The sequence below is a fragment of the bacterium genome (genome assembly GCA_035528375.1).
In the GTDB taxonomy this organism is placed as follows: Bacteria; RBG-13-66-14; RBG-13-66-14; order RBG-13-66-14; family RBG-13-66-14; genus RBG-13-66-14.
The window spans coordinates 25,673-51,917 of sequence record DATKYS010000140.1 but is presented as its reverse complement, the minus strand read 5'-3'; the positions used below and the strand labels follow the sequence as shown (position 1 = coordinate 51,917).

The 26,245-nt window shown below is 64.2% G+C and carries 30 protein-coding genes; 28 read left to right on the top strand and 2 right to left on the bottom strand.

The window, feature by feature from the left end; genetic code table 11:
* From VM054_11910 to VM054_11820, 19 genes are all read left to right on the top strand, one after another.
* Positions 1–301 (top strand): hypothetical protein (locus VM054_11910; GenBank protein HUT99763.1); only part of this gene is annotated, 301 nt, incomplete at its 5' end.
* A 14-nt stretch (positions 302–315) separates the two neighbouring features.
* Positions 316–1,275, top strand: coding sequence for a carboxypeptidase-like regulatory domain-containing protein (locus VM054_11905; GenBank protein ID HUT99762.1), 960 nt, complete (start codon positions 316–318; stop codon positions 1,273–1,275).
* 104 nt (positions 1,276–1,379) lie between these two features.
* Positions 1,380–2,915: a glutamine-hydrolyzing GMP synthase gene (gene guaA, locus VM054_11900; protein ID HUT99761.1), complete on the top strand. Its 1,536-nt coding sequence runs from the start codon at positions 1,380–1,382 to the stop codon at positions 2,913–2,915.
* 93 nt (positions 2,916–3,008) lie between these two features.
* On the top strand, positions 3,009–3,278 hold the full coding sequence (locus VM054_11895; GenBank protein ID HUT99760.1) for a type II toxin-antitoxin system Phd/YefM family antitoxin: 270 nt from the start codon (positions 3,009–3,011) through the stop codon (positions 3,276–3,278).
* Positions 3,279–3,536, top strand: a complete 258-nt coding sequence (locus VM054_11890) for a type II toxin-antitoxin system RelE/ParE family toxin (protein ID HUT99759.1) — start codon at positions 3,279–3,281, stop codon at positions 3,534–3,536.
* A 219-nt stretch (positions 3,537–3,755) separates the two neighbouring features.
* The gene (locus tag VM054_11885; GenBank protein ID HUT99758.1) at positions 3,756–4,130 is read left to right on the top strand and encodes a YbjN domain-containing protein; all 375 of its coding nucleotides are present in this window, start codon (positions 3,756–3,758) and stop codon (positions 4,128–4,130) included.
* A 53-nt stretch (positions 4,131–4,183) separates the two neighbouring features.
* Entirely contained in the window at positions 4,184–4,867 is a 684-nt protein-coding gene (locus VM054_11880) for a PspA/IM30 family protein (GenBank protein ID HUT99757.1), read from the top strand.
* A gap of 78 nt (positions 4,868–4,945) precedes the next feature.
* Entirely contained in the window at positions 4,946–5,380 is a 435-nt protein-coding gene (locus tag VM054_11875; protein ID HUT99756.1) for a hypothetical protein, read from the top strand.
* 99 nt (positions 5,381–5,479) lie between these two features.
* Positions 5,480–6,736 (top strand): asparagine synthetase B, encoded by a 1,257-nt coding sequence (locus tag VM054_11870; GenBank protein ID HUT99755.1) that lies wholly within the window; start codon positions 5,480–5,482, stop codon positions 6,734–6,736.
* Between the two features lie 329 nt (positions 6,737–7,065).
* Positions 7,066–8,055 carry a hypothetical protein gene (locus VM054_11865; protein HUT99754.1) on the top strand — a complete coding sequence of 330 codons (990 nt, stop codon included), beginning with the start codon at positions 7,066–7,068 and terminating at the stop codon, positions 8,053–8,055.
* Positions 8,056–8,157: 102 nt separating this feature from the next.
* Positions 8,158–8,703 (top strand): hypothetical protein, encoded by a 546-nt coding sequence (locus tag VM054_11860; protein ID HUT99753.1) that lies wholly within the window; start codon positions 8,158–8,160, stop codon positions 8,701–8,703.
* Between the two features lie 14 nt (positions 8,704–8,717).
* Positions 8,718–9,740 carry a Holliday junction branch migration DNA helicase RuvB gene (gene ruvB / locus VM054_11855; protein HUT99752.1) on the top strand — a complete coding sequence of 341 codons (1,023 nt, stop codon included), beginning with the start codon at positions 8,718–8,720 and terminating at the stop codon, positions 9,738–9,740.
* A 57-nt stretch (positions 9,741–9,797) separates the two neighbouring features.
* Complete coding sequence (locus VM054_11850) at positions 9,798–10,235, top strand: type II toxin-antitoxin system antitoxin SocA domain-containing protein (GenBank protein ID HUT99751.1); 438 nt, start codon at positions 9,798–9,800, stop codon at positions 10,233–10,235.
* A gap of 2 nt (positions 10,236–10,237) precedes the next feature.
* Positions 10,238–10,681: a hypothetical protein gene (locus VM054_11845; protein HUT99750.1), complete on the top strand. Its 444-nt coding sequence runs from the start codon at positions 10,238–10,240 to the stop codon at positions 10,679–10,681.
* Between the two features lie 79 nt (positions 10,682–10,760).
* Positions 10,761–11,600: a glutamate racemase gene (murI, locus tag VM054_11840; GenBank protein ID HUT99749.1), complete on the top strand. Its 840-nt coding sequence runs from the start codon at positions 10,761–10,763 to the stop codon at positions 11,598–11,600.
* Positions 11,601–11,611: 11 nt separating this feature from the next.
* On the top strand, positions 11,612–12,268 hold the full coding sequence (locus VM054_11835; GenBank protein HUT99748.1) for a hypothetical protein: 657 nt from the start codon (positions 11,612–11,614) through the stop codon (positions 12,266–12,268).
* Entirely contained in the window at positions 12,268–12,942 is a 675-nt protein-coding gene (gene trmD, locus VM054_11830; GenBank protein HUT99747.1) for a tRNA (guanosine(37)-N1)-methyltransferase TrmD, read from the top strand. The genes VM054_11835 and trmD overlap by 1 nt, the downstream gene beginning before the upstream one ends.
* Before the next feature lie 78 nt (positions 12,943–13,020).
* The gene (locus VM054_11825) at positions 13,021–13,473 is read left to right on the top strand and encodes an NfeD family protein (GenBank protein HUT99746.1); all 453 of its coding nucleotides are present in this window, start codon (positions 13,021–13,023) and stop codon (positions 13,471–13,473) included.
* 67 nt (positions 13,474–13,540) lie between these two features.
* Positions 13,541–14,641 (top strand): SPFH domain-containing protein, encoded by a 1,101-nt coding sequence (locus tag VM054_11820; protein HUT99745.1) that lies wholly within the window; start codon positions 13,541–13,543, stop codon positions 14,639–14,641.
* Between the two features lie 253 nt (positions 14,642–14,894).
* Here VM054_11820 and VM054_11815 read toward each other — a convergent pair whose 3' ends face one another.
* Positions 14,895–15,794: a hypothetical protein gene (locus VM054_11815; protein ID HUT99744.1), complete on the bottom strand. Its 900-nt coding sequence runs from the start codon at positions 15,792–15,794 to the stop codon at positions 14,895–14,897.
* A 214-nt stretch (positions 15,795–16,008) separates the two neighbouring features.
* On the opposite strand from VM054_11815, the gene bamA reads away from it, so the two are divergent.
* From bamA to lpxA, 9 genes are all read left to right on the top strand, one after another.
* Positions 16,009–18,288, top strand: coding sequence for an outer membrane protein assembly factor BamA (gene bamA / locus VM054_11810; protein ID HUT99743.1), 2,280 nt, complete (start codon positions 16,009–16,011; stop codon positions 18,286–18,288).
* 32 nt (positions 18,289–18,320) lie between these two features.
* Positions 18,321–19,916, top strand: a complete 1,596-nt coding sequence (locus VM054_11805) for a glycosyltransferase family 39 protein (GenBank protein ID HUT99742.1) — start codon at positions 18,321–18,323, stop codon at positions 19,914–19,916.
* An 80-nt stretch (positions 19,917–19,996) separates the two neighbouring features.
* A complete protein-coding gene (locus VM054_11800) occupies positions 19,997–20,536 on the top strand; it encodes an OmpH family outer membrane protein (GenBank protein HUT99741.1) in 540 nt (179 codons plus the stop codon).
* Positions 20,537–20,572: 36 nt separating this feature from the next.
* Positions 20,573–21,637 carry a UDP-3-O-(3-hydroxymyristoyl)glucosamine N-acyltransferase gene (gene lpxD / locus VM054_11795; GenBank protein HUT99740.1) on the top strand — a complete coding sequence of 355 codons (1,065 nt, stop codon included), beginning with the start codon at positions 20,573–20,575 and terminating at the stop codon, positions 21,635–21,637.
* The gene (gene lpxC / locus VM054_11790) at positions 21,630–22,472 is read left to right on the top strand and encodes a UDP-3-O-acyl-N-acetylglucosamine deacetylase (protein HUT99739.1); all 843 of its coding nucleotides are present in this window, start codon (positions 21,630–21,632) and stop codon (positions 22,470–22,472) included. The genes lpxD and lpxC overlap by 8 nt, the downstream gene beginning before the upstream one ends.
* An 82-nt stretch (positions 22,473–22,554) precedes the next feature.
* Positions 22,555–22,719, top strand: a complete 165-nt coding sequence (locus tag VM054_11785; protein ID HUT99738.1) for a type I restriction-modification enzyme R subunit C-terminal domain-containing protein — start codon at positions 22,555–22,557, stop codon at positions 22,717–22,719.
* Positions 22,709–23,299: an HNH endonuclease gene (locus VM054_11780; protein ID HUT99737.1), complete on the top strand. Its 591-nt coding sequence runs from the start codon at positions 22,709–22,711 to the stop codon at positions 23,297–23,299. Before VM054_11785 ends, VM054_11780 begins: the two co-directional genes overlap by 11 nt.
* A gap of 241 nt (positions 23,300–23,540) precedes the next feature.
* On the top strand, positions 23,541–24,038 hold the full coding sequence (gene fabZ / locus VM054_11775) for a 3-hydroxyacyl-ACP dehydratase FabZ (GenBank protein HUT99736.1): 498 nt from the start codon (positions 23,541–23,543) through the stop codon (positions 24,036–24,038).
* Positions 24,039–24,863 carry an acyl-ACP--UDP-N-acetylglucosamine O-acyltransferase gene (gene lpxA, locus VM054_11770; GenBank protein HUT99735.1) on the top strand — a complete coding sequence of 275 codons (825 nt, stop codon included), beginning with the start codon at positions 24,039–24,041 and terminating at the stop codon, positions 24,861–24,863. It abuts the gene before it with no gap.
* A gap of 271 nt (positions 24,864–25,134) precedes the next feature.
* On the opposite strand, the gene VM054_11765 is transcribed toward lpxA, so the two are convergent.
* Positions 25,135–26,130, bottom strand: a complete 996-nt coding sequence (locus VM054_11765; GenBank protein HUT99734.1) for a sigma-E factor regulatory protein RseB domain-containing protein — start codon at positions 26,128–26,130, stop codon at positions 25,135–25,137.
* Positions 26,131–26,245 lie beyond the last annotated feature (115 nt).

Below are 26,245 nucleotides of genomic sequence, written 5' to 3'. Positions count from 1 at the left end.
CCTGCGCGACTTTTTCACTAAAAACCTCCACGACTACGGCTTCACCGACCGCGAGATCAAAGATTTCCTGGACTATTGGGAGCCGCGGCTCACCGCCGCCCAGTATGCCGTCTTCCCCCAACTGGCGGCCGACATCGAGCCTCTAATCGGCCTGGACGTGTACCCCGAGCCGGACTCGGTCCTGCGCCTGTACTACTACCTGGTGGCCGACCCGCTCCTGGGCGGCCTCCTGGGCGAGCCGGAGATTCCGCACTTCGAGCGCACAGGCTTCACCGTCGTCGAGTGGGGTGTCGTCCTGTAAATCGAGGGGTGCCGATGGGAAAAATACTGGCCGTGCTGGTGCTGGCCTCATTCATGGCGGCATCGGCGGAGGAGTGCGCCACGCTGTCGGGAACGGTCAGCGATGAGAGCGGGATGCCCATCCCATTCGCCACCATCCGAGTCGAAGGCACGGACATACACGCCACATCCGACGAAGACGGGTATTTCTCCCGGAGTGACGTTCCACCCGGGCAGTACAACGTGACCTGCTCCGCCCCTGGATTTGTTGATTTTACCTACGAGGACATATCCTTCTTCGCCGATACGCGACGCAACATCAACTTCACCCTAATAAGGCCCGGAGCCGGTGAAGTTCTGAATATCACCGTGAAAAAGCCCAACATCTACCTCTACCCGCCGGAGGCCACCGAGGTCACGGTCCGGCTGGAGCTGGCCGAAGGCTGCGCGCTGACCTACTCCGACCCGCCCTACGGCGACGGCTGGAACGTCACCGTCGAGCCGGACGGCTGGATGGACAACGGCATCGGCTACGTCGTCGTCCCCGCCGGTGAGGCCGGAGGTGGGGAGGTCATCTTCGACGCCCCGCGCTACGGCTACCTCTTCTACGAGGCCGACGCGCCCGACGTCTGGCAGCGGGGGCACGGCTGGCTCGTAACAAGCGACGTCATGAGCGACTTCTTCGCCCACACCCTGCGGGAGTACGGCTTCCGGGACCGCGAGGCGGACGACTTCCTGGAATACTGGACGCCGCGGCTGACCGAATCCTTATTCTACGCGGTCTACCCCCAGACGGAGGAGATTGACGCCGTGGTGGGTCTGCGCGTCGAGCCGGAACCGGACAGCGTCCTGCGCCTGTTTTTCCTGATAGAACCGCTGGACGCGGCCATGGCGACGGCGGACTGGTATCTCCCCGAGCCGGTGATTCCGAAGTTCGAGCGGGAGGGCTTCGCCGTCGTCGAGTGGGGGGTCTGCCTGGACGACGGGCTGAAATAGCCGCCTCGAAACAGAAGACCTCCCCCGCGGGAGGTTTTTTACATTCAACACGGGCCCGCCGCTCTGGTAAAATGGGGGCCACTCGAACAGCATCCGAAGGAAGCATGGAGCGCATCGTCATCCTCGATTTCGGCAGCCAGTACACGCAGCTCATCGCGCGCAAGGTGCGCGAGGCGCACGTCTTCTGCGAGATTCAGCCGTTCTCGACGCCGCCGGAGGAGTACCTCGGCCCCGAGGTGCGGGGGCTGATTCTCTCCGGAGGCCCGGCGAGCATCGTGGAGCCCGGCGCGCCCCACCTCCCGAAAAATTTCTTCGACGTGGTCGAGCTGCCCGTGCTGGGCATCTGCTACGGCCTGCAGGCCGTGGTGGAGCGCCTGGGCGGCGAGGTGGGCCGGGCCACGCGCAAGGAGTACGGCCCCGCCGTGCTCTCCATCACCGATTCCTCCGACCTCTTCGCCGGGCTGGGCTGGGAAGAGCCGGTCTGGATGAGCCACGGCGACCGGGTGGAGTCCCTGCCGCCGGGCTTCGAGGCCATCGCCCACTCCGGCAACTCGCCCTACGCCGCGGTGCGCGACAAAGGCCGGTCCATCTTCGGCGTCCAGTTCCACCCCGAGGTGCACCACACCCCCGAGGGCCCGGCCATCCTGCGAAATTTCCTCTACCGCGTCTGCGGCTGCGCCGGCGACTGGCGCATGAGCTCCTTCATCGAGTCAACCATCGAGAGGGTGCGCGAGGAGGTGGGGGGCGGCGGCGTGGTCAGCGGCCTCTCGGGCGGGGTGGACTCCACGGTCAACTCGGTGCTGCTGCACCGGGCGCTGGGCGACCGCCTGCACTGCATCTTCGTGGACAACGGCGTCCTGCGGACCGACGAGGCGACGGAGGTCATGGAATGCTACGCCGGTCTCGGCCTGCCGGTGAAGATGGTGGACGCGTCGGAGGAGTTTCTCGCCGCCCTCGCGGGGGTCACCGACCCCGAAGAGAAGCGCAAGCGCATCGGCCACACCTTCATCGAGATTTTCCAGCGCGCCGCCGACGGCATGTCGCCGAGGCCCGAGTACCTCGCCCAGGGCACCCTCTACCCCGACGTGATAGAGAGCGTGTCGGTCAAGGGCCCTTCGGCCACGATCAAGAGCCACCACAACGTGGGCGGCCTGCCGGTGACGATGCACCTGAAACTGGTGGAGCCGCTACGGGAGCTCTTCAAGGACGAGGTGCGCGCGGTGGGGCGGGAACTGGGCATCCCACCGGAAATACTGGGGCGCCATCCCTTCCCCGGCCCGGGGCTGGCGATTCGCATCCTGGGCGAGGTGACCCGGGAACGGCTGGCGACCCTGCGCGCCGCCGACGTCATCTACCTCGAAGAACTCCATGCGGCGGGAATCTACGACGACATCTGGCAGGCCTTCGTCGTCCTTCTGCCGGTCAAGAGCGTGGGGGTGATGGGCGACGAGCGCACATACGCCAACACCGTCGCCCTGCGCGCCGTGACCAGCGTGGACGGCATGACCGCCGACTGGTTCCGCATGCCCTACGAGGTGCTGGCGAAAATCTCCAGCCGGATAATCAACGAGGTCCCCGGCGTCAACCGTGTGACCTACGACGTGTCCTCAAAACCTCCAGCTACTATTGAATGGGAGTGACCGGAGGGAACTACAGGGGCCGTAGGTTGACATCGGAGAAGGGTTCGGCTACAATATGTACGTAACGTACATTACGTACATTTAGGGGCAGCGATGAAGACCATTTCCATAACCGAAGCCCGGGCTACCTTGGCCGACCTGCTAAACAAAATTCACTACGGTCTAGAGGATTACATCATAACCCGACGCAACAAGAAACAGGCGGTGCTCATCCCGCCGCAGCGCTACCTGCTCTTTCTCGAACTCCTGGAGCGATACTCAGACGAGATGGACAACCGGGAAGCGGAAACAATTCTAAAAGAGGTGCGGCGGGAAGGCACCATCAGCCTGGAGCAGATCAAGGCCGAGCTCGGGCTGGACTAGATGGCTCACCGGGTGGTCCTGACGAAACGGGCGTACCGGGATTTAAAACAGCTGACCCCTGCCGTTTATACAAGGATAATCAAGAGGATAGAGCAACTGGCGTCGGAGCCGCGACCGCCGGGTGTACGTAAAATAACGGATTCGGCCGACCGCTACCGCATCAGAATCGGCGATTACCGGGTCATCTATCAGGTCGAGGATGACCGGCTATTGATCCTGGTCATCCGCGTGAGGCATAGACGGGAGGTGTACCGTTAGCCGATGTCGCCTTTTGTAAACCTCTTTTTTGCACCCCGCACCCAGACCCGCATCCATCCCCTGCCGGTGGTTGGGGTGACGACCGGTTACCCGTTGCATGTACCCGAAGACGCACGCCACAACCACCCATCCGATTCCCCTTGCCCGGCAAGACTCCCTTTGGTAGACTGAGTTCCCTGAAACGCGAACCACTGATTTACTAAAATTCAAGGGGGCGCCATGCTCACGCCTGAGAAACTGGAACACTTCTTCCTCAGCCTGAACTACGACTACAACCAGGTCGCCGAGGGGGTCTGGTTGGTCAACGCCGACCACGACGACTCGACCAACGTGGTCATCTCGGTGGCGGAGAACCTGGTTCTCTTCCGGCTGAAGCTGGCCGAGGTGCCGTCCGGCGCCGACGCCGCCTTCTTAAAGAAACTCCTGGCCCTGAACATGAAGCTGGACCACGGCGCGGTCGCCATTGACGGCGGCGACCTGGTCCTCGTGGACTCCGTGGAGGGGGCCGGCATCCACGCCGACGAAATCCACGCCAGCGTCATGGCCCTGGAGAACGGCGCACAGATGATTTACAACGCCATTCGGAAGGGCTAGCCTTATTTTACACATGCAAAGGTAAAAAAACTTCACCGGATACGGGAGAGATCATGGGAATCTTCAAGCGCATGGGAGACATCCTCAAGGCGAACATCAACGCCATGCTGGAAAAGGCCGAGGACCCGGAGAAGATGCTCAACCAGATGGTGTACGAGATGGAGGAGCATTACGCCGAGGCCAAGAAACAGGTGATGGTGACCGTCGCCGACGAGAAGCGGCTCTACAACCAGTACGACAGGTCGAAGAAGGACGCCTTCGACTGGGCCGAAAAGGCCAAGCAGGCCATGACCGCGGGGCGCGAGGACCTGGCCCAGGAAGCCCTCTTACGCAAGACCAGCGCCGCCGAGAACGCCCGCGGCTTCAAGGAGCAGTGGGAGAAGCAGAAGCAGGCCACCGAGGCCCTGAAGAGCTCGCTCCGCCAGCTCCAGCGCAAGATAGAGGAGTGCAAGAGCCAGAAGCAGCTCCTCATCGCCCGGGCCAAGCGCGCCGAGGCCCAGAAGCAGATCCACGAGACAATGGCCGGCATCAACGACTCCGGCGCCTTCTCCACCTTCGACCGCATGGAGGAAAAGGTGGACAAGCTCGAGGCCGAGGGCGAGGCCGCCGTGGACATGGCCGAGCTCGAGACCGACAGCCTCGACAAGGAGTTCGAGCAACTGGAGAAGGTCGGCGTGGACGAGCAGCTCAAGCGGCTGAAGGAAGGCGACGCCGACTCCGACTTGAAGGACCTGTAGCCGATTTTCGCATACCTAACGGGGGAGGGGCCGCGCCGCTCCTCCCCCGCGCCATTCTTACCCACGAAGGGGCGGGCCATGGCCGGGCATGGGCAAGGATACTACGAGGCGCTCAAGGTCAAGAAGGTCTTCGAGAAGGACCTTGGGCGGGTTCTGGAAGACATCAAATTGTGGGAGGAGCGCCGCCGCCTGGCCGAGACGGCCGCCAAGCCGCACCTCGTCGAGGCCGCCGACGCGAAGCTCGCGGAGCTCAAGGAGGACGAGGGGCGCTGCCGCGGGAAGCTCGCCGAGGCGGAAAAACTCCTGGCCGAGGCCGAGGTTTCCGAGGGGGCCGCGCCCGAGCTCACCCCGACCGACCGGGCGGAGCTACTGAAGGGGCAGATTGACGACATGGTGGGGGAGGAGTCCGGGGCCGCCGGTGAGGTCGGCGAAGTTTCGCGGGAGCAGAAGTCCGCCGAGGACCTGGAGCGCCTGAAGAAGGGCGATTCCGACGACGACCTGGCAGATTTGTAATTAGAACCAAACCCCGTAGGGGCGGGTGTCCACACCCGCCCGTCGTTTACGTCCCCCTCCTGGAACGACGACGCGCGCTGCCCGTATATTACCCGTCCCATGAAACGCAACCTCTTCATCACCCTCCTTGTTACGCTCGCCCCGGCGTGGGGGTCCTACCTCATCCCCATGGACTCCGCCCAGACCGACCACCTCAAGGCCTACGGCGTGGCCTACTGGGTCCTTTCCGAGGATTACGACTGCGAGTGGCTCCTGAATTACCGCGGCGGGAGCTGGCTCACCCCCGATGTCCCGGGCCTGGTCGAGCTGGCGGCGGTGCGCGGCGTGGCGCTGGAGCCGGTGGACGCCGCCGCCGAGGCGGCCATCCGGACCACCATCGAGACGGAGAACATGGACTCCGTCCTTCTGGAAAAGGCGCCCCAGGTGGCGGTTTACGCCCCCTACACCTACGAGCCCTGGGACGACGCGGTGATGCTGGCGCTCACCTACGCCGAAATACCCTACGAGCGTATCTGGGACGCCGAGGTCCTCTCCGGCGCTCTGGACCGCTACGATTGGCTCCACCTGCACCACGAGGACTTCACCGGGCAGTACGGAAAATTTTCGCGGTCCGAGGGCCAGGCGGAGTGGTTCCGCACGATGCGGTCGGAGTTCGAGCGGGCGGCGCGCGAGGCCGGTTACGCCACGGTGCCCGAGCACAAGCTGGCCGTGGCGGAAAAGATTCGCCGGTACGTGGAGTCGGGTGGGTTCCTGTTCGCCATGTGCTCGGCCCCGGCGAGCCTGGACGTGGCCCTGGCCGCGTCGGGGATTGACATCGTGGACCCCTCCATTGACGGCACGCCCGTCACACCGGGCTACAACTCCAAGTTAGATTACTCACGCTGCCTGGCCTTCAGCGACTTCGAGGTTTACCCCGACCCGAACCTGTACGAGATTTCGTCCATAGACACGCCCCGGGGGCGGGGGCTCTACGACCTGCCCGCCGGTGTGCGGCCCACCTTCACCCTCTTCGAATTCGCCGCCAAGTTCGACCCGATTCCCACCCTCCTGACCCAGTGCCACGTCCGCACCATCCCCGACTTCATGGGGCAGGACACCGCCTTCGTCCGCGACGAGGTCAAGGACTCCTGCGTGGTCCTGGCCACCGTGGACGGCCTGGACGAGGTGAAGTACCTCTACGGGGTTTGCGGTGAGGGGGCCTTCAGCTTCCTCGGCGGCCACGACCCCGAGGATTACCAGCACTTCGTCGGCGACCCGCCCACCGAGCTCTCCCTCTACCCCCATTCGCCGGGCTACCGGCTGATTCTCAACAACGTCCTCTTCCCCGCCGCGAAGAAGAAACCGCTGAAAACATAACCTCCTCCCAAAGCAGTGTAGGGCGGCCCCTCCGCGGGCCGCCGCGGCGCTACATCCAGTCAGAACGAGCGGGCGGGTTTGGACATCCGCCCCTATATCATCGCAATCCGCGAGGCTCGGGCCCGGGTGAGGGCTTTCTTTGAAAAACGGGCCGACCTAAAGGTCGGCCCCTACGCCATCGCAAGCGCATTTAGGATTCAATCTTCAACGGGCGGGTGCGGACACTCGCCCCTACATCGTCGCAACACCGCGGCACATTTTTGACAGACCCAATCGTGCCACGATATAATATAAAAATAACACGCTTTAACTCAACTCGGAGGTGAACCTTGCACCGCCTTGTCACCGCTCTACTGATTCTTTGCGCTATCACGGCGGCGGCGGATTACGACGGCCCCGCCCTATCCGGTTTCTTCGACGCCGGCGTCGCCGCGACCCTCGCCGACGAGACGACCACGGACGGTCTCCTCGGCGCCCTGGAGGTAGACCTGACGGGCGTCTTCACCGACTGGGCCGAATACGCCGCGGGGGTCGTCCTGGAGAAGGAGGATGGGCGCGTCGAGGTGGAGCCGGCCGCCACCCTCCTGGACCTCCACCTGCCAGAGGGGGATGATTTTCTCACCACCGCCGGCGTGTATTTCGGGAACTTCGACGTCCCCTTCGGCTGGGACTTCCTGCGTTACGCGACCCCGGACCGCCCGACGGTGAGCGCACCCCTGACCACGAGCACGGGCTTTGAGGACGGCATGACCGAGCTGGGCTTCGCGGGTTACGCCCGCACGGGGTTCTTCGATTTTGACGCGTACATGCTGTACCTCCCCCTCGAGGAGCCGGAGATCGAGGGCGAGCCCGCCGCGCCGGACCGCTGGGCCTACGGCGCCCGGCTGGACGTCGTACCCGCCCTGGACTGGCTGCACTTCGGCGCCTCGGCGGTCCTGTCCAACGAGGGGGCCCAAGACGAGAAGTTGGAGTCCGCGCGCTACGGCGGGCACCTGCACCTCGAACAGTGGGGCCTGGAGCTGACCGGCGAGTACGTCCTGGGCGCAGACGGCGTGGACGAGGCGGTGGATTCTTCGGGGTATTACGCCGAGGCGGTGTTCCGCTTCGACGAAATTTTCGCGCCTGTTTACGCCTTCGCGCGCTACGGCTCCTGGGACCCGGACACCGCTACCGGGAACGACGAGTTTTCCCGAATCGCCGGAGGGTTGGGCTTCGCGCCGCTGGAGTGGCTGGCGTTCAAGCTCGAGTACACGGCCGAGGACGAGCCCGGCGACGTGAAAAACGACACCGTGACGCTGGACGCCGTGGTCGCCTTCTGAGGCGAAAGGATTGCCCTGGTGAAGGGGGAGCGCCCGGCCGCTCCCCTTTTCTTTCCCTTGACAAGCCGGGGCGGGGCGGGTAGTTTTGCGTGTGGAGGAAGAATGAGAAGAGCGATTCCCTTTCTCGCAACCCTGACGCTCCTCGGCGGCTGCTTCAGCCTGCCGCCGGGGCCGGGCCCCGACCTCTCCACACCCTACAACACGCTCCGTTACCTCGAAGATTCCTACGCCATACAGGACAGCAGCTTCGTGTATCAGGTTCTGGACGACGATTTCCGCTTCGCATTCGACAGAGAGGATTGGGACACCCAACCCGGCGACTACAGGATACCCCCCGACGGTATTTGGACCATCTCTTCGGAACGGACAGCCACGCGCAACATGTTCTACGAGGCCACGGGGATTGACATATATCTCGCTCTTAAGGACATGGAACCGCTAATCGAAGGGGCCAGCATCTATACGAGCGGACCGATTTACTACAGAATCATCTATTATTACAATGAAGATTACGATTCTTACTACATCACCGGTTACGCCAATTTCGACATGCAGAAGCAGGACGGGGACTGGATAATCACCCGCTGGAGCGACCAGAAGGTCGGCGAGCATTCCTGGGGCTGGCTCAAGGCCCTGTACCGCCTGTAATACGAGGAGCCGGCGTGCCCGAGTCGAGCGTCGTTGACCCCACCCCGCAGCCCGAGGACTTCGTCGAGCGCAACCTGCGCCCCGACAAGCTGGCGGAGTTCGTCGGCCAGCGGGGGGTGATCGAGCAGCTCGTCGTGTTCATCGAGGCCGCCCGGCGGCGCGGCGAGGCCCTCGACCACGTCCTTCTCTCCGGTCCTCCGGGGTTGGGCAAGACCACCCTGGCCCACATCATCGCCCGCGAGACCGGCGCGGAGATGCGGAGCACTTCGGGACCCGCCATGGAACGCCCCGGCGACCTGGCCGGCATCCTCACCGCCCTCGACCACCGCGACATCCTCTTCATTGACGAGGTCCACCGCCTGCCCACCATCGTCGAGGAATACCTCTACCCGGCTATGGAGGACTTTCGGCTGGACATCGTGATAGATTCCGGTCCGGCGGCGCGCTCCATCAAGCTCGACCTCAAGCGCTACACCCTGGTGGGGGCGACGACCCGGGTGGGGCTCCTGTCATCGCCTTTGCGGGCGCGATTCGGCGTGGCGCTGCGCCTCGGCTACTACCCCGTGGAGGAGATAGACACCATCCTGCGGCGCTCGGCTAAAATCATGGGCGTCCGGATAGACGACAGGGGGGTGGGGGAGATAGCCCGCCGTAGCCGCGGCACGCCCCGGGTGGCGAACAGATTGCTGCGCCGGGTGCGCGACTACGCCGAGGTGAAGGCCGACGGGGCGGTCACCGCGAGGGTGGCCGACGAGGCGCTAGGGCTCCTCGGCGTGGACTCGGCCGGGCTCGACGAGATGGACCGGACCGTCCTGCGCACCCTGTGCGCCAAGTTCGGCGGCGGGCCCACCGGGGTGAAGACCATCGCCGTGGCCGTGGGCGAGGAGCCGGACACCCTGGAGGAGGTCCACGAGCCGTTTTTGATCCAGGAGGGCTTCATCGCCCGCACCCCCCAGGGGCGGGTGGCCATGCCCCGGGCCTGGGACCACCTGGGCCTCACGCCCCGGCGGGGGCGGCAGGGTGAGCTGAACCTGTAAAGATTGACAAATTCTTCGTTTTTATTCTAGTGTTGTTTAACATCAAGGAGGTGGCAATTGGCTACAGTATTCGATGCGGCAGCTTATATTCTACGCAAGACTGGTGAAATCACCACGATGCGCTTACAAAAGCTCGCCTATTACTGCCAAGCATGGTCGCTAGTCTGGGATGATGCGCCTCTTTTTAATGAGCGCATCGAAGCGTGGACTTTTGGCCCTGTCATTCCCAACTTATATAAAAGGCATAAGGGTATGTTTGTCATTAAGGAATGCTTGGATGGTAATACAATCAATTTATCAAGCATTCAGAAAGAAACTATTGATGCGGTTCTTTCTTTCTACGGTAAGAAACACACCCAGTGGCTTGTTGATTTGAGTCATTCAGAGGACCCGTGGAAAAAGGCCCGTGAAGGCTTAGCACCCACAGAACACTCTAACAACGAGATAACATTAGAATCCATGAAGGAATATTATACGAGGATATCACTTAAATAAACATGAAAAAGAGTAAGAGACCAAACATTGAACACCCAAAAACGTTTAAAAAACAACCTTCGATTGAGTATAATCCTTCAGCATATTATGAATTAAATCCAAAATGGTCTTTTAGTTATTTACAACTAGATGGTAAATGGTGTTGGTCTAGTATTCAAAGAGTAAAGCTACTAGAAATTATACGGAAGGTTAAAGAATTTGAAAAATTAAAATGGAAAGAATTACTCAGAGGTAATCACCCAGCAAAGTCCATCCCATTAGAAAATATTATTACAGAAGCTCAAGGTATTTTAATAGACGAATTAAGGATACAACAAGATGAAATTGTCCGTTTCAGACTATCTGGCGAAGAACGAATTTGGGGGTTACTGGTAGAAGGTGTTTTTAATGTCATTTTTTGGGATCCGGAGCATGAAGTATGTCCTTCTGAATTAAAACACACATGATGATCATAAATTAGCGGCGTTGACCGCCTTTTTTATATCGTGTGCCGACTGAACTGCAGTATGCTATTATTTGTCCAAAGTGAAAACTAAGATAAACGAACAAATTATCGATCCCGGCGCACCCATCGGCATTTTCGACTCCGGCGTCGGCGGGTTGACCGTGGCCCGGGCGGTGGTCGAGCGCCTGCCCCGCGAAACCCTGGTGTACCTGGGCGACACGGCGCGGGTGCCCTACGGCGGCAAATCCCCGGCCACCATCATCCACTACACGCGCCAGGCCCTGGCCTTCTTCGCCGGTATGCGGGTCAAGCTCGTGGTGGTCGCCTGCAACACGGCCAGCGCCGCGGCGCTGCCCACACTCGCGCGAGAGGCGAAGCTACCCCTGGTGGGGGTGGTGGAGCCCGGGGCTCGGGCCGCCGTCGCCCAGACGAAAACCGGCGTCATCGGCGTCATCGGAACGCGCACCACCGTCGCCAGCGGCAGCTACGAGGAGGCCATCCACCGCCTGAGGCCGGACGCGACGGTCCATTCGCGCCCCTGCCCCCTCTTCGTCCCCCTGGCCGAGGAGGGCTGGCTGACCGGCCCCGTCCCGCGCTGGGTCGCCCAAAGTTACCTGGAGCCGCTCCGCCGCGAGGGCGTGGACACCCTGGTCCTCGGCTGCACCCACTACCCGCTGTTGAAGGACGTCATCGCCCAGGCCATGGGCGAGAGGGTGACGCTGGTGGACTCGGCCGAGGAGACGGCCCGCGCCGTGGACGAGCTCTTGGACGCCAACGGGCTGGCCAACTTCTCCGGCTCCGGCGGCGGTCACGCCTTCCACGCCACCGACGTTTCGGAGACCTTCCTCGCCATCGCACAGAACTTCTTCGCGGGGCCGGTGGGGGAGCTGAAAATCGTGGACCTGGAGAGCTTTTCCTGATTCGAGGGCCCATGCGGACGACCGCCGTTTTCATGCTCATCCTCTGCTTCGCTGCGGGGGCGGAGCTCTCCTACGACGCGGCGCTCTACCACTTCGAGGAGATAGGCATCCTGAACTTCCGCGTCAACGCCACCGCCGTCGGCGACAGTATCGTGCTGGAGTGGGGCGGCTTCGACTTCAACGAGCTCACCGTGGGGCTGAAGGAGATGTCGGCCGACGTGGAGTACCTGGGCCTGGCCGAGTTCCGCTCCGAGAAAGGCTTCTCCTCGCCGCTGTACATCCGCCCCGGGGCCGAGGTCACCGACGCCGACGGCTTCCAGCCCCGGTGGGACAAGGTGGAGCGCACCGGGAGCTTCTCCCGCTGGCAGGCGGTCCACATCGTCGTCTGGCTCCGCGACGACTACGGCCTCTACGCCATGCAGGACGTGGGGCTTCCCACGGTGCGGCCGTACCTGCCCGAAAAATTCTCCCAACTGGTTATTTTAAATAAGAACCCCGAGGCCAACCTGCCGGCGTCGGTCAACGGGGAGGACTGGGGCACGGTGCCGGCGCCGCCCGCGGGCCGCATCAGCTTCCACCTCTGGGGCTACCAGCCGCTGGGGCCGGTCACCGTCAACGGCCACGACTACTACGTCGAGGACGGCATCGAGCTTGTCGTCGCACCCTGATGTTCGAAGCCGACATCATCACCCTCTTCCCCGGCCCGGTGTGGGCATACCTGGAGACGTCCATCGCCGGGCGCTCCCAGGAGAAGGGTCTGGCCCGCCTGAGCGCGGTGGACTTGAAGGACTACTGCGGCGGGGACCACCACCTGGCCGACGACGAGCCCTTCGGCGGCGGGGCGGGGATGCTCCTGAAGCCCGAGCCCATCTTCGCCGCGGTGGAGGACCTTCGGCGGCCGGAGTCCAGGGTGATTCTCACCGATCCCGGCGGGCGTGTGCTGGACCACCCCCTGGCCCGGGAGCTCTCGCTGGCCGAGCACCTGGTCTTCATCTGCGGCCGCTACAAGGGCGTGGACGAGCGGGTGCGGACGCTGGCGGACCTGGAGCTGTCGCTGGGGGATTTCGTCCTGTCAGGGGGGGAGCTGGTGGCGCTGGCGGCGGTGGAGGCGGCGGTGCGGCTCATCCCCGGCGTCCTCTCCGACGCCGAGGCGGCCCTGGAGGATTCCTTCGAGGGCGAGGGGCTCCTGGACTGCCCCTGGTACACCCGGCCGGCGGCGTTTCGGGGGATGACCGTCCCCGAGGTGCTGCTCTCCGGCGACCACGGGGCGGTGAAGGAGTGGCGCCGCGAGCGGGCCCTCGATCGCACGCGCCGGCTCCGGCCCGATCTACTGGACGACTAAAACTTCCTCGCTGTTTTTTTCCCCCCGACCCGGTATAATACAAGGGTAAACTGGATAAGTTTTCTCCAAGGAGCGCCCATGATTCAAGCATGGCACCTGTGGCTCATCGCCGGGTTCCTCCTGGCCGTGGCCGAAATCGTGGTCCCCGGCTTCTTCCTCCTGCCCTTCGGCGTGGCGGGGATGCTCACCGCCGCCGTGTCCCTCACCGGCATGGCCGTCGTCTGGCAGATAGCCGTCTTCGTCCTGGCCGGTGGCATGTTTCTCTTCCTGACCCGCAAATTCTTCGTCAAGGCCGAAAAGGTCGCCCACACCGAGGACACCAAGACCAACATCGAGGCCCTGGTGGGCAAGACCGGCATCGTCACCCAGCCGGTGAGCTACGACCGGCGGGGCTACGTCAAGGTGGGCGGCGAGGAATGGGGCGCCGTATGGCCCAAGGACGACGGCACATCCTTCGAGATCGGGCGGCGGGTCAAGCTCATCGGCCTGGACGGCATCAAGTTCATCATCGCCCCCCACGAGGGCGAATGACCCGGCGCCGCCGGACCCCTCTTTTTTTAGTCCAAAAACCTCTCTACGACCGTGACGGAGGTGTGATTTGCTGAAACTGCGCTATCTGGTCCCCGCCTCGGTGCTGGGCCTGGCCACGGCCAGCTTCGCCGCGGACACGGGCGGCCTGAGCATCGGGACGATCATCGCCCTGGGCGCGATATTTCTGTTCCTGCTGGTCTTCGCCATCGCCGGGTTCAAGGTGGTCAAGCAGGCCGAGGTGATGGTCATCGAGCGCCTGGGCAAGTACGCGAAAACCCTGAAGAGCGGCCTGCACCTGATCATCCCGATCATAGACAAGCCGCGCCGGGTGCTTTGGACCCGCAACGTCAACATACGCGGGCGCACCTACACCCAGCGTGAATTCAACGACCGGGTGGACCTCCGCGAGCAGGTCTTCGACTTCCCCTCCCAGGCGGTCATCACCAAAGACAACGTCCGCATGCAGGTCAACGCGCTGTTGTACTTCCAGATAACCGACCCGCCCAAGGCGCTCTACGAGATTCGCAATCTCCCCGAGGCCATCGAGAAGCTGACCCAGACCACCATGCGTAACGTGATGGGCGAGCTGGACCTGGACGAGACGCTCATCAGCCGCGACGTCATCAACAACAAGCTGCGGCTGGTCCTCGACGAGGCCACGGACAAGTGGGGCGTCAAGGTCAACCGCGTGGAGCTGCAGGACATCACGCCCCCGCCCGAAATTGATGCGGCGATGCAGATGCAGTCCACCGCCGAGCGTGAGCGCCGCGCGAAGATCCTCGAAGCCGAGGGCGATAAGCGGTCCGCCATCCTGCGCGCCGAGGGCGACCGCGAGAGCCGCATCGCCCGCGCCGAGGGCATGAAGCAGGAGGCCATCCTCACCGCCGAGGGTTACAAGCAGAAGCAGGTCCTGGAAGCCGCGGGTGACGCCGACGCCCGCCGCATCCGCGCCGAGGCCGAGGCCGCCGCCATCGAGCTCATCAAGACCGCCGTGGACGCCTCCGTCGCCCCCGGATACCTCGTGGCCCTGCGTTACATGGACACCCTCAACGAGATTTCCCAGGGCGAGGCCAACAAGGTCTTCTTCCCGCTGGAGCTCACCAACGTGTTGGGTAGCGTCGGCACGCTGACCGACCTGTGGAAGTTCACCCCGCCGGTGAAGAAGTAGGCCGCGTCACCGGAAACGGTAAAAGGGGCGGGCTCAGGGGCCCGCCCTTTTAAATATGGCGCCCTCGACGAATCACCCTCGTAGGGGCCGACCTTCAGGTCGGCCCGCGTATTCCCTCTCCCTTCTAGGGAGAGGGCTAGGGTGAGGGTCGGGGCTGGGAACGTGAAAACGGCGGGGACTGAAGTCCCCACCCTACATTCAGGCACAAGGCGGCGGATGACCGGACGGGTGGGCATGGAAACCCGCCTGCCGTCTATTCCACTTCGCCCGTTCCCGGGTTCACGTAAAGCTCCAGAACGGGGCAGTAGTCGAAACGTACCCGGTCGGCCTCCCACACGCCGGAGTCCTCCAGGGGGAATGCTTCCCAGGACCAAGTCCCGTCCACGTGGCCGGTGAAGGGGTCCAGGTAGCCGTCCACCCGCAGCTTGAGGGTGTCGTCCCAGAAGTAGGCCGTGGCGCCGAACCAGTCCAGATAATCGTCATCGTCGGTGTCGCGTGGGACCATCCGCTCGATGACGAAGGTCTCGTCCGCCCCCGCCACCTCGATGGTCAAGCGGAAGTGGTCCACGTAGTCGAGCTCGGTGAGCATGAAGTCCACCGCCGCCCCAGAATCCTCGCCGGCCCAGTCACCGCAGATGGGCGTCGGGTAGTCGTAGCCCGCCTCGATTTTCCACGACGCGTCGGCCCCCGTCGAAGCGAGGAGCCCCATCCCGACCCGCCGGAGCACCGTCGGCGGCGGCAGAAGTCCCTCGGACTCGACATAGGCCCTCACCGAATCCATGATACCCGGCGAATCCTTGGACTGCGGAACCTCCGCTTCCTCTCCGTGAGCGCCGGCCAGGTCTACCTCCCGGGTGGAAATCCCGCCGGATGGGTCCACGGTCACCTCCAGGTACGCCTCCGCGCCGCGGTAGTAGAGGAGCCAGCGGCTCTCGAAGAGACCGGAGTCGGTGAGAAGTCCGTCCGGGTCCACGACGCCCGAAACGCCCGAGCAGGGGGTGTCTGGGTTCCAGTCCCCGGCCACGGGGTCGGCCAGGGCCCGCGCCCAGAGATAGCCGAGTTCCGCCGGAGAGGCGGGTCCCGAGGGCGTGTCGCAGCCCGGGACGAGGAGCGCCGCGAGGAGCGACGATGAGATGAGAAGAGAGCGCCGCATAGTCCTCCCGAGCGACCAACATATACCCCGGACCACCCTCCCGTCAAGACTTGTCGGCGGGCACCATTTGACGTCGTCTGCGTATTGAAGGGGGGCTCGGACGACGGGAACCCTCGTCTTTTTAATCCGGGCCTTCCTCCGAGGTTGACAGCCCCTCGGCCGACGTGGCAAAATCGCCTGCCACAACACCATCCGTCGGAACGCCGTCGCAATCATGCCCATAAAAGGCCCCGTTTACGCCCTTTTTGTCGTCCTCCTCCTCGGTGCGACAGCCCACGCGCAGGACCAGGCGCCCGTCATCCGCGCCATGGAGGTCCGCGGCAACCGCATCTACGACGACCAGTACGTCTTCGAGCGCGTCTCCTCGCGCGTCGGCCAGCCCCTGGACCCCGACGCCGTCGCCGCCGACATCACCCGTCTATTCGATCAGGGTGTCTTCGACGACGTCGCCGTCCTGACGGAGCCCTACGAGGACGGGGTAAAGCTCATCTTCGAGGTGGTGGAACGGGGGACCATCGGCGTCGTGTCCTACGTCGGCGTGGAGGAGCTCAACGAGGACGACGTGGCCGATGCCATCGAGAGCCGGGTCAAGAGCGGTCAACCCCTCGACCCGTCGGTCCTGAACACGGCCGTGCTGGCTATCGAGGACATGGCCGACGAGAAGGGGCTCATCCACTGCCGCGTCACCCCCGAGACCTCGCCCGGCTCCGGCGGCACGGTGGACGTGAAGTTCGTCATCGAGGAGGGCTCCGAGATCTGGATCCGCACCATCGCCTTCGAGGGCAACGAGGCCTACTCGGACTGGGAGATACGCAACCTCTTCATGCAGCTCTCCGAGGACGAGTGGTGGAACTCGGAGACCTTCGATCAGAAGGTGTTCGAGAGCGACCTCGCCGCCATCGTGGACGGCTACAACAACGGCGGGTACCTGAACGCCCGGGTGGAGGACTACAAGCTCGACTTCTCGGACACCGAGGACGAGGTGGACATCCTGATCACCATCTACGAGGGCGAGCGGTACTACTTCGGCGGCGTGACCTGGGAGGGGAATTACATCCTGTCCGACCGCCGGATCGAGCGCGACCTCCAGATCGCCCCGGGCGACGTCCTGGACATCGGCGCCTACGAAGCCTCCCTGGAGGCCATCCGCGACGACTACTGGGAGTACGGCTACGTCTTCCTCCAGATAGACGAACCGAAGGAGATAGACGAAGAGACGAACACCGTCACGTACCACTGGGTCCTGGACGAGGGCGAGCCGGCGACGGTGGGCAAGATCGAAATAGTCGGCAACACCTTCACCAAGGACAAGGTCATCCGGCGCGAGTTCACCATTTACCCGGGCGAGGTGTTCGACGGGAAGGCCTTCCGCCGTTCCCTGGAGCGCATCTTCAACCTGCAGTACTTCGAGAACGTCGTCCCTGACTGGCGGATAGACCCGGTGGCCAAGGTCATTGACCTCACGGTGCGGGTGGTGGAGCGCGAGGGGACGACGCGCATCTCGGTGGGGGGCGGTTACTCCACCCGGGACGGCCTGATGGCCAACTTCTCCATCGGATGGATCAACTTCGACACCGAGGCGCTGCCCGAAATCTGGAAGTCCAAGGGCGGGGGTCAGGAGCTCACCCTCTCGGCCGACCTGGGCGCCACCGTGTCCAACCTTTCCCTCTCCTTCCTCGAGCCCTGGTTCCTGGACACCCACACCGCCGTCGGTGCGGGCGCCTACCACTCCTCGGTCCAGACCCGCTTCGATTACGAACAGGTCAAGTTCGGCTTCTACGGCCTCGTGGGGCGCCCCCTGGGCGATGACGCCTCCTGGCGGATCCGGTACGACTACGCCGAGAACACCATCAACCCCTACGACGACGCCAGCGAGTCCACCCGGGAGGCCGCCGGCACCAAGCTGACCAGTTCGGTGACCCTCTCCCTCATGCGGGACACACGCGACAACTACTTCTTCCCCACCACCGGCTCACGCCAGTACCTGAGCTTCGAGGTCGCCGGGGGCCCTTTCGGCGGGGACCAGGACTTCTACAAGATAACGGGCTACGCCACCACCTACTTCCCCGGCTTCTGGAAAACGGCGTTGGCGATGAGACTCTACGCGGGATTCGCAGACTCCTACTCCGACACGGAGAAGGTCCCGGTCTACGAGCGCTTCTACACCGGCGGGTCAGACGTCCGCGGTTACCACGACTTCAGCCTTTCGCCCCGCGACTCGGACGGTAACGTCATCGGCGGTAATTTCAAGCTCTACTACAACCTCGAGTACCGCGTCCCCATCGTGGAGAACATGGTGTACGGCATGACCTTTCTGGATTCGGGGAACACCTGGGGAAATCTGACGGAGGTTGACTGGGGCGACCTGGTCTTCGGCTACGGCGTGGGCGTCCGGATAGACATCCCCATGGTGGGGCTCCTGGGATTCGACTACGGCTGGAGCGAGGACGTGCCCAAGGGCCGCCTCCACTTCAGCATCGCCCAAACCTTCTAGGGGCCGAGGTGGAGAACCGAGCGAAGCGAGCTATGCCCCCGGCAAACGGGGAAGGACTACAGCGGTCGCTCCTCGTCATCGCCCTGGCGGTCTGGCTGGGGCTCTCCCTTTGGTACAGCTCCCGGATGAACTGGCTTTCGGCGGACGACGCCTACATCACCCTGCGCTACGCCCAGCACTGGGCCCAGGGGCAGGGACCGGTGTACAACGTGGGCGAGCGGGTCGAGGGTTACACCAACTTCCTGTGGGTCCTCACCCTCACGCCGCTCATCGGTCTGGGCATCCCCGGGACGCTGGCGGTGAAGCTCCTGGCCGGTCTTTCCGGAGCCGGCGCGCTGTGCCTGGTCTGGCTCCTGGGCCGCCGCATCGCGGGGAAGGATTCCTGGCTCGGGCCGGCGGCGGCGCTGGCCCTGGCCCTCAACGGCACCTTCATCTGGTGGACCCTCCCGGGCTCCATGGAGGTCTCCACCCTGGCGTTGACCCTCCTGGCGGGGTTTTACCTCCTCCTCGGACGGGAGGGCGCCGACGAGAAGGCGAGGCTGCGCGAGACGCTGGGAGCGGGGGTGTTCCTCGGTCTGAGCGTCCTGACGCGCCCCGACGCCGTCCTCTTCGGCATCCCGGCCCTCGTTGTCGTCCTCCTGGAGAAGGGGAGGCGGCCGCTGCGGGCGGCCCTCCTCCTCGCCCCCGGCGTGCTCATGGTCGCCGGCCAGCTCATCTTCCGGCTCTCGTACTACGGAGATTGGCTGCCGAACACGTTCTACGCCAAGGTGGGCATCAATCTGCGGGTCATCGGCCGGGGCCTGGAGTACCTGTTGACCTTCGTGAAGGCCCAGGCGCTCCTCTTCGTCGGCGCGGTCTTCTTCCCCTGGAGGCGGTGGGGGGCCAGGGTCCTGCCGTTCCTCACGGGGTGCCTCCTGTACTGGATATATCTGGCGGCCATCGGCGGCGACTGGATGTCGTTGCGCCTGTTCCACCACACCCTGCCAATCCTCGTCCTCGTGGGGGCCGCCGGTTACCTGAACCTCTTCGAACGGCTCCGAGAAAAGAAATGGGGGAGGATTATCCGCATCCCCGCCGCCGTCTTGGCCCTGGCCGGCCTTTTATTCCTCACGCACCTGGAGGCCGACCCCTCGATGGCCTTCAGCCCCATGCGCTTCGGGGTCCAGCAGCGGTACCTCACGGCCCGGTGGCTCAACGAATACGCCGACCCCGACGACCGGGTGGCCCTGACCTCGACCGGCATCATCCCCTACTTCACCGATCTGTACACCATAGACATGGTGGGGCTGATGGACCGCCACATCGCCCGGGAGGGGGTGAGCATCGCCGGCTTCGGCTTCCCGGGGCACGAGCGGTTCGACAACGACTACGTCCTGGCCAAAAAGCCGGAGTGGTTCGTGCTGAACATCACCCCGGGCGAGCTCCTGTCCGGGGCCCAGCCGCCCCTCTTCTACGAGATGGACCTCCTCCGGCGGCCGGAGTTCTGGACGGAGTACCACCTCGTGTTACCGCTCTACCCCACCCTCACGATACTGCACCGGCGGGACGACGCCCGCGGGCTGGAGAGGTTGGAGCCCGGCGAATGGGAGTCGAGCTACGGCTTCGTCCCGGAGTACGCACGGCGATGACCGGTATCTGATGTGTTTACGGCTACAGCGTCACCGTTATGCTATCCTTGGGTAACGGTAATTCTCCCTGCGAGGCATCCATGAAAAGGATTCTACCGCTGACCCTGTTACTGGCCCTTTTCGTAACCCCGATCGCGGCCCAGGACGACGGCGACGAAGAGCAGCAACCCCTCGTCATCGCCTACGTTGACCTCCAGCGCGTCCAGGACGAGTGGATACTCTTCCAGGACGCTTTGAAGACCCTGGAGGAGGAGACGCGGCAGAAGGAGCTCGAGGTTCAGCCCCGCCTGGACGAGTACCAGCAGCAGATCATCGAGCTGCAGAAGAAACTGGACACGCCGCTCTCCGACGAGAAACGGGACGAGATCAACGCCGAAATCGAGCAGATATACACCCAGGCGAGCCAGCTCCGGGACGGCGCCATCCAGGCCCTCCAGGCCAGGGAGAAGCAGGAGCTGGACAAGCTCATCGAGAAAATCTACGCGGCGATAGACCAGCTCGGCCAGACGACCGAGTACGACCTCATCCTGGACATGACGGCCCTCATCTACGGCAAGGACATCTACGACATCACCGACGAGATAATCGAGGTGCTGAACACCGCCGCCGGGGCGGAGTAGGTGGAAGTCCCCGGCACCCCTTCGAGGGGGGGAGACGTGGCTCTGAGCCTGGGGGAGATAGCCGTCATCACCGGTGGCTCGCTGGAGAGGGGCGACCCCTCGGTGCGCGTGAGCGGGATAAGCACCCTCGAGGCGGCCGGCCCGGACCAGGTCACTTTTTTAGCCAACAGGCGATACGCGAAGCTCCTGCCCCGGTGCCGGGCGGCGGCGGTGATAATTGACGAGAAGACGCCGCCCGTCGGCAATCTGGCGTACATCCGCTGCCCCAACCCCTACCTCGGTTACACACAGATCGCCAGAAGGTTCGCCCCGTCCATCCCCTACCCGCCGGCGGGCGTGCACCCCTCGGCCTCGGTGGACCCGTCCGCCGTGCTGGGCGAGGGGGTCGCCGTCGGCCCCCACGTCACCCTCGGGGCCGCCGTCAGGCTCGGCGACCGGACCATCGTGATGAGCGGGGTGTACATCGGCGAGGGCACCGGTGTGGGCCCCGACTCCATCATCTACCCCAACGTGGTCATCCGGGAGCGGTGCGAGCTCGGGGCGCGCAACATCGTCTACCCGGGGGCGGTGATCGGCTCGGACGGCTTCGGGTATGCGCCCGACGCCGAGGGGCGCTTCCACAAGATACCCCAGATGGGCTGGGTCGTCACCGGCGACGACGTGGAGATAGGCTGCAACGCCTGCGTGGACCGGGGGGCGCTGGGGCCGACCCGAATCGCCCGCGGGGTCAAGATAGACAACCTGGTCCAGATCGCCCACAACGTCAGCGTGGGGGAGGACAGCGCCATGGCAGCCCAGGTGGGGATTTCGGGCTCGTGCACCATCGGCGACCGGGTGCAGCTCGCCGGGCAGGTGGGAATAGCCGGCCACCTCGTGATCGGTGACGGCGTGGTCGTCACCGCCCAGTCCGGCGTCTCCCGCAACATCCCCGCCGGGGAACGCTGGTTCGGCTCCCCGGCCCGACCGGTCCGACGCGCGGCCAGGATCGAGGCCGCCGTCTCCGACCTGCCCGAGATGCGCCGGGAACACCGGGCGCTCCTGCGTAGAATCGAAGAGCTCGAGAAGCGGATCGCGGAGCTGGAGGGCCGCGGTGGTGGATAAAGCGGAAAGGCAGAGGACCATCGCCCGCGCGGTGGAGCTGACGGGAATCGGCCTCCACACCGGCGACCTCTGCCGGATGAGGTACCTGCCCGCCGAGGCGGACACGGGTTACCTCTTCCGGAGGGTGGACCTGCCCGGGAAGCCCGAGATACAGGCCCTCGCCGAATACGTGATGGACACCTCCCGGGGCACGACCCTGGGGGCGGGCGAGGTGGAGGTCCACACCGTGGAGCATATCCTCTCCGCCCTCTCCGGCTGCGGGGTGGACAACGCGGTCATCGAGGTGGACTCCAGCGAGCCCCCCGTAACCGACGGCAGCGCACTGCCCTTCGTGAACGCCCTGTGCGAGGCGGGCCGCGTGGAGCAGGACGCCCCGCGGCGCTACCTGGAACCAAAGCGGCCCATCGTCCACGACACCGGCACGGCCCAGATGATCGTCCTGCCGCACCCCGGACCGCTCCGAGTCTCCTTCGCCCTCCACTTCGACCACCCCGTGCTGCGGAGCCAGTACCTGGACTTCAGCGGCGAGGACGGGCGCTACGCCGAGGAGATAGCGCCCGCCCGCACCTTCTGCTTCCTCCACGAGGTTCAGGCCCTGCGCCGGGCCGGGCTGATCCGCGGCGGTTCGCTGGCCTGCGCCATCGTAATCGGCGACGAGGAAATTTTGAACGACAACCTGCGCTTCGCCGACGAGTTCGTACGCCACAAGGTCCTCGACCTCCTCGGCGACCTCACCCTGATCGGCGCCCCGCTCCGGGCCCACGTCATCAGCGTCAAGGGCGGGCACACCTCCAACCTGGGGCTGGCGCGCAGGCTCCGGGCGGAGCTCGGGTGACCCCGGAGCCGTCGACCGCGCCATCCAGCGACTTCGTAAGGTGCACAAGTTCACCGAGCAGCAGTCGAAGTGACTCGACCGCATCGCAGAACAAGTGAAGATCGAAACCATCGTCGACCGCGAGTCCCTCGACCGGGGGCAGTTCAAGTCCCAGGGGGGCTTCGTGCGCCTCAACAAGGTCTTCGACGGGAAGCTCGCGAGCGTGCTCGGCAAGCTCGCCGAGGAGGTTTGGAAGGATGCGGGCTGACGTTCAAGGGCCGGCCGACGTCGTCGCGCGGGTCTGCGGCGCCCTGCTCCGCGAGGATTGCGACGCCGCGCGAGCGATTGCCGTTGCCGAGTATCCCTTCATTCGCCACGCGAACACGGGCCGCAAGTACACGGAGCTTCAGTCGATGCGCGTGTTCTTGCGTGACCGCTTCACCGACCGCTACTCCGGCGCGCGCCTCGTTTTTCCTGCGACCCTGCGCCTGCTCTCGAAGGTCATGCCCGAGGAGTTTCCTGCTCATCCCAACTGGAAGATGAGCGATTGCCACATCGTATATTGGGAGCTCTTCCCGACCATCGATCACGTGGTGCCGGTCGCGCGCGGCGGTTCCGACGACGAGCCGAACTGGGTGACCACGTCGATGCTCCGAAACGCTGCGAAGTCGAATTGGACGCTCGGCGAGCTCGGCTGGTCGCTGCGCTCCGTCGATCCCGACGACGCCTGGGATGGCCTTGTGTGCTGGTGCCTCGACTACCTCGCGGCTCACCCCGAGCACCTCTCCGACAAGTACATCGCCCGCTGGCACCGAGCCGCCCTAACGGCTCTCGAGACATCGACATGAAGACGCAAGAGATCGTGAGGGGACGCCGCCGTATGGAACGAAACCGGGGCCGCCCCGGGCGTGCCCTTTGTGGTAAAATCACCCGTATCTTTGCGTCGGCGAAGCCGTAATCACCCTCCTTATTGGAAACAAGGGGTTTAACCGAGCGAAGCGAGCTATGCCCCCGGCATACCTGCGACGGCGCAGCCGTAAACCCCTTGCCTCCCGTCGCCGGAACCCTAAATCGGGGAGGTCGTAACCCATGCCGCCCGGAATCATGGACATCAAGGGCATCCTCGCCAAGCTGCCCCACCGCTACCCGTTCCAGATGGTGGACCGGATAGTGGAGGTCGAGCCGCTCCACTACATCAAGGCCTACAAGAACGTCACCCACAACGAGCCGTACTTCACCGGCCACTTCCCCGGCGAGCCGATAATGCCGGGCGTGTTGCAGGTCGAGGCGCTGGCCCAGGCGGGTGGTATCCTCCTCCACTACTCCTACGAGCTAACCGAGGGCCAGGTAATCCTGTTGCGGGGCTTCGACGACATGAAGCTCCGGCACACCGTGGTTCCCGGCGACCGCCTCGACCTCTACACCGAAATCGTCACCATCCACCGCGGCCTGTGCAAGATGAAGGCCCGGGCCTCCGTGGACGGAAAGACGACCGTCTCCGGGGTCATGAGCAGCTATTTCGAGGTGCCCGAGGGCGGGGTCGAGGTGTTGGTCAACGGGAAAAAGATTCCGAAAACCGGGAAGTAGATGCCCGAGGTCCATGCCAGCTCCATCGTTCACCCCGAGGCGCGGCTGGCCGAAGACGTGGTCGTGGGCCCCTTCTCGTGCGTGGGCGCCGGCGTGACCCTCGGCGCCGGCACGGTGCTCAAGAGCCACGTCGTCATCGAGGGGCCGACGGTAATCGGCGAGCGCAACACCGTTTTCCCCTTCGCCGTCATCGGGGTCGTCCCCCAGGACCTGAAATTCGCCGGCGAGCCGAGCGAAACCGTCATCGGGAATTCCAACACCATCCGGGAGGGCGTGACCATCCACCGGGGGACGCAGGCGAACATGCGGACGGTGGTCGGCTCGGGGTGCCTGTTGATGGCCTACTCCCACGTGGCCCACGACTGCGTGGTGGGCTCGGGGGTGATTCTGGCCAATCTGGCGACCCTGGCCGGCCACGTTACGGTGGAGGACCACGCGATAATCGGCGGCCTGACGGGAGTGCAGCAGTTCAACCGGATCGGCGCCTACTCCTACACGGGCGGCGGCTGTATGGTCACCCAGGGCGTCCCCCCCTTCATGCTCGTCTACAACTACCCCGCGACCCACGTCGGCTCGATCAACGAAGTCGGTCTCCGGCGCCACGGCTTCTCCGACGAGCGCGTCGGCCTCATCAAGCGGGCCTACCGCATCCTCTACCGCTCGGGGCTGGCGCCCAAGGGGGCCCTGGAGAGGATCAAGGCCGAGCTGGAGCCCAACGAGGACATCGCGCGGCTGACGGCATTTTTGGAGGGCGCGGATCGGGGGATAGTCAAGGGGGGCGGCCGGTGGGAGGCCGGCGCCCGGGGGACCGGCGACGAAGGGTAGGGTTTTCTCGCGCCTGGTGGGTTGGGATCATTATCCGTAACGCCGAATCTGAAATGTAGGGCGGGGATTCCTTTCCCCGCCGCTTTCACGCCCCCTTTGACCTTAACGCTGCGATGACGTAGGGGCCGACCTTTAGGTCGGCCCCTACGAGGGTGACGCGCTATTCAAACCTCACCCCTAAGGGCGGGTCTTTGAACCCGCCCCCTGAGTATACGAATCGAACGCCCGAGAATCAGAGCGACCTCTCACGGCACCCCGGCGACCGCCCACCTCACTTCCCGGTCACGAAGTAGGCGGCGACCTGGTAGAGGCCGTAGTTGGTGAGCTGGCCGACCAGGGTGAAGGTGATGTCTCCGGCCCGCCACTGGAGCACCGAGTAGTTGGCGCTCTTGGAGAGGCGTGCCATCGTTTCGCCCAGGGCTATCTCCTGCCCCTTGAGACTTCCCTCCTGCGCCTCCTCGAAGACGGAGAGCCCCTCGAGGCCGTCGGTGTAGGAGAGGTGCGCGGCGTACTGACCGTTGGCCCGGTAACCCAATCTGGTCTCGACCAGGACGAAACCGCCGGGGAGCTTTTCGGGAACGACGGGCACTAACCCCAGCTCTTCCGGGAGCGTGTTCCGGGCGGATTTGCTGACCGGCGCGGCCTCCTCGACCACCGTGCCCGTGAACTGGCCCATAGAGAAGTAATCGGGGGAGAACTCCACGTTGAACTCGATCCAGGAGAAACCGGTGTTGGCGGCCGAATCGTTGCACTCCTCCCGGCTCTGCAGCACGAGGTAGTTCTTGGAGTCTATCCAGAGGATTCGGTGGGGTGTGGCGTTGTGACGCGAGGTTATCTCGACCCTGTAGGCGTCGCGCCCCGCCACCGTGTGGTTCGGCTCGAGCTCGAGGATGTAGTTGCCGGCGATGAGGTCCCTGCGCTCGGTGTCGCTCAGGCGGTCGTCCAGCATCTGCGGGGAGTCGGAGTGGACGGTGACCTCGAGGTGCGGGTCATAGGAGTAGAGGTCCGCGCCGTCGTCTATCACGACCCGCTCACGCATGGCGGGCGGGGAGAGGTAATCGGTGCGCGTCGCGCCGCCGGCCTCGAAGCTCACGCGCACCTCCATCGCCTCGGCCTGGGCACCGTTGTAGAGGATTATCGTCTTCTCGCCGACGTAATTCTCCACGGTCGGCTCGGCCACGAGCGCCTGGGTGAGCACGTCCAGCGCCGTTTCGGCCAGGGCCGCGACGCAGAAAAGAAGAACCAGGATCGTGAGCTTGCGCGACATGATTCGCTAACTATTACGCAGGGAGTGGGGGGTTAGTTCTGGATTTTACGAAAAAAGCGCCGAATGCAGGCCGTTTAAAAAACGCCGGGGCGCAACCCGGCGTCGGTCGTCTCAA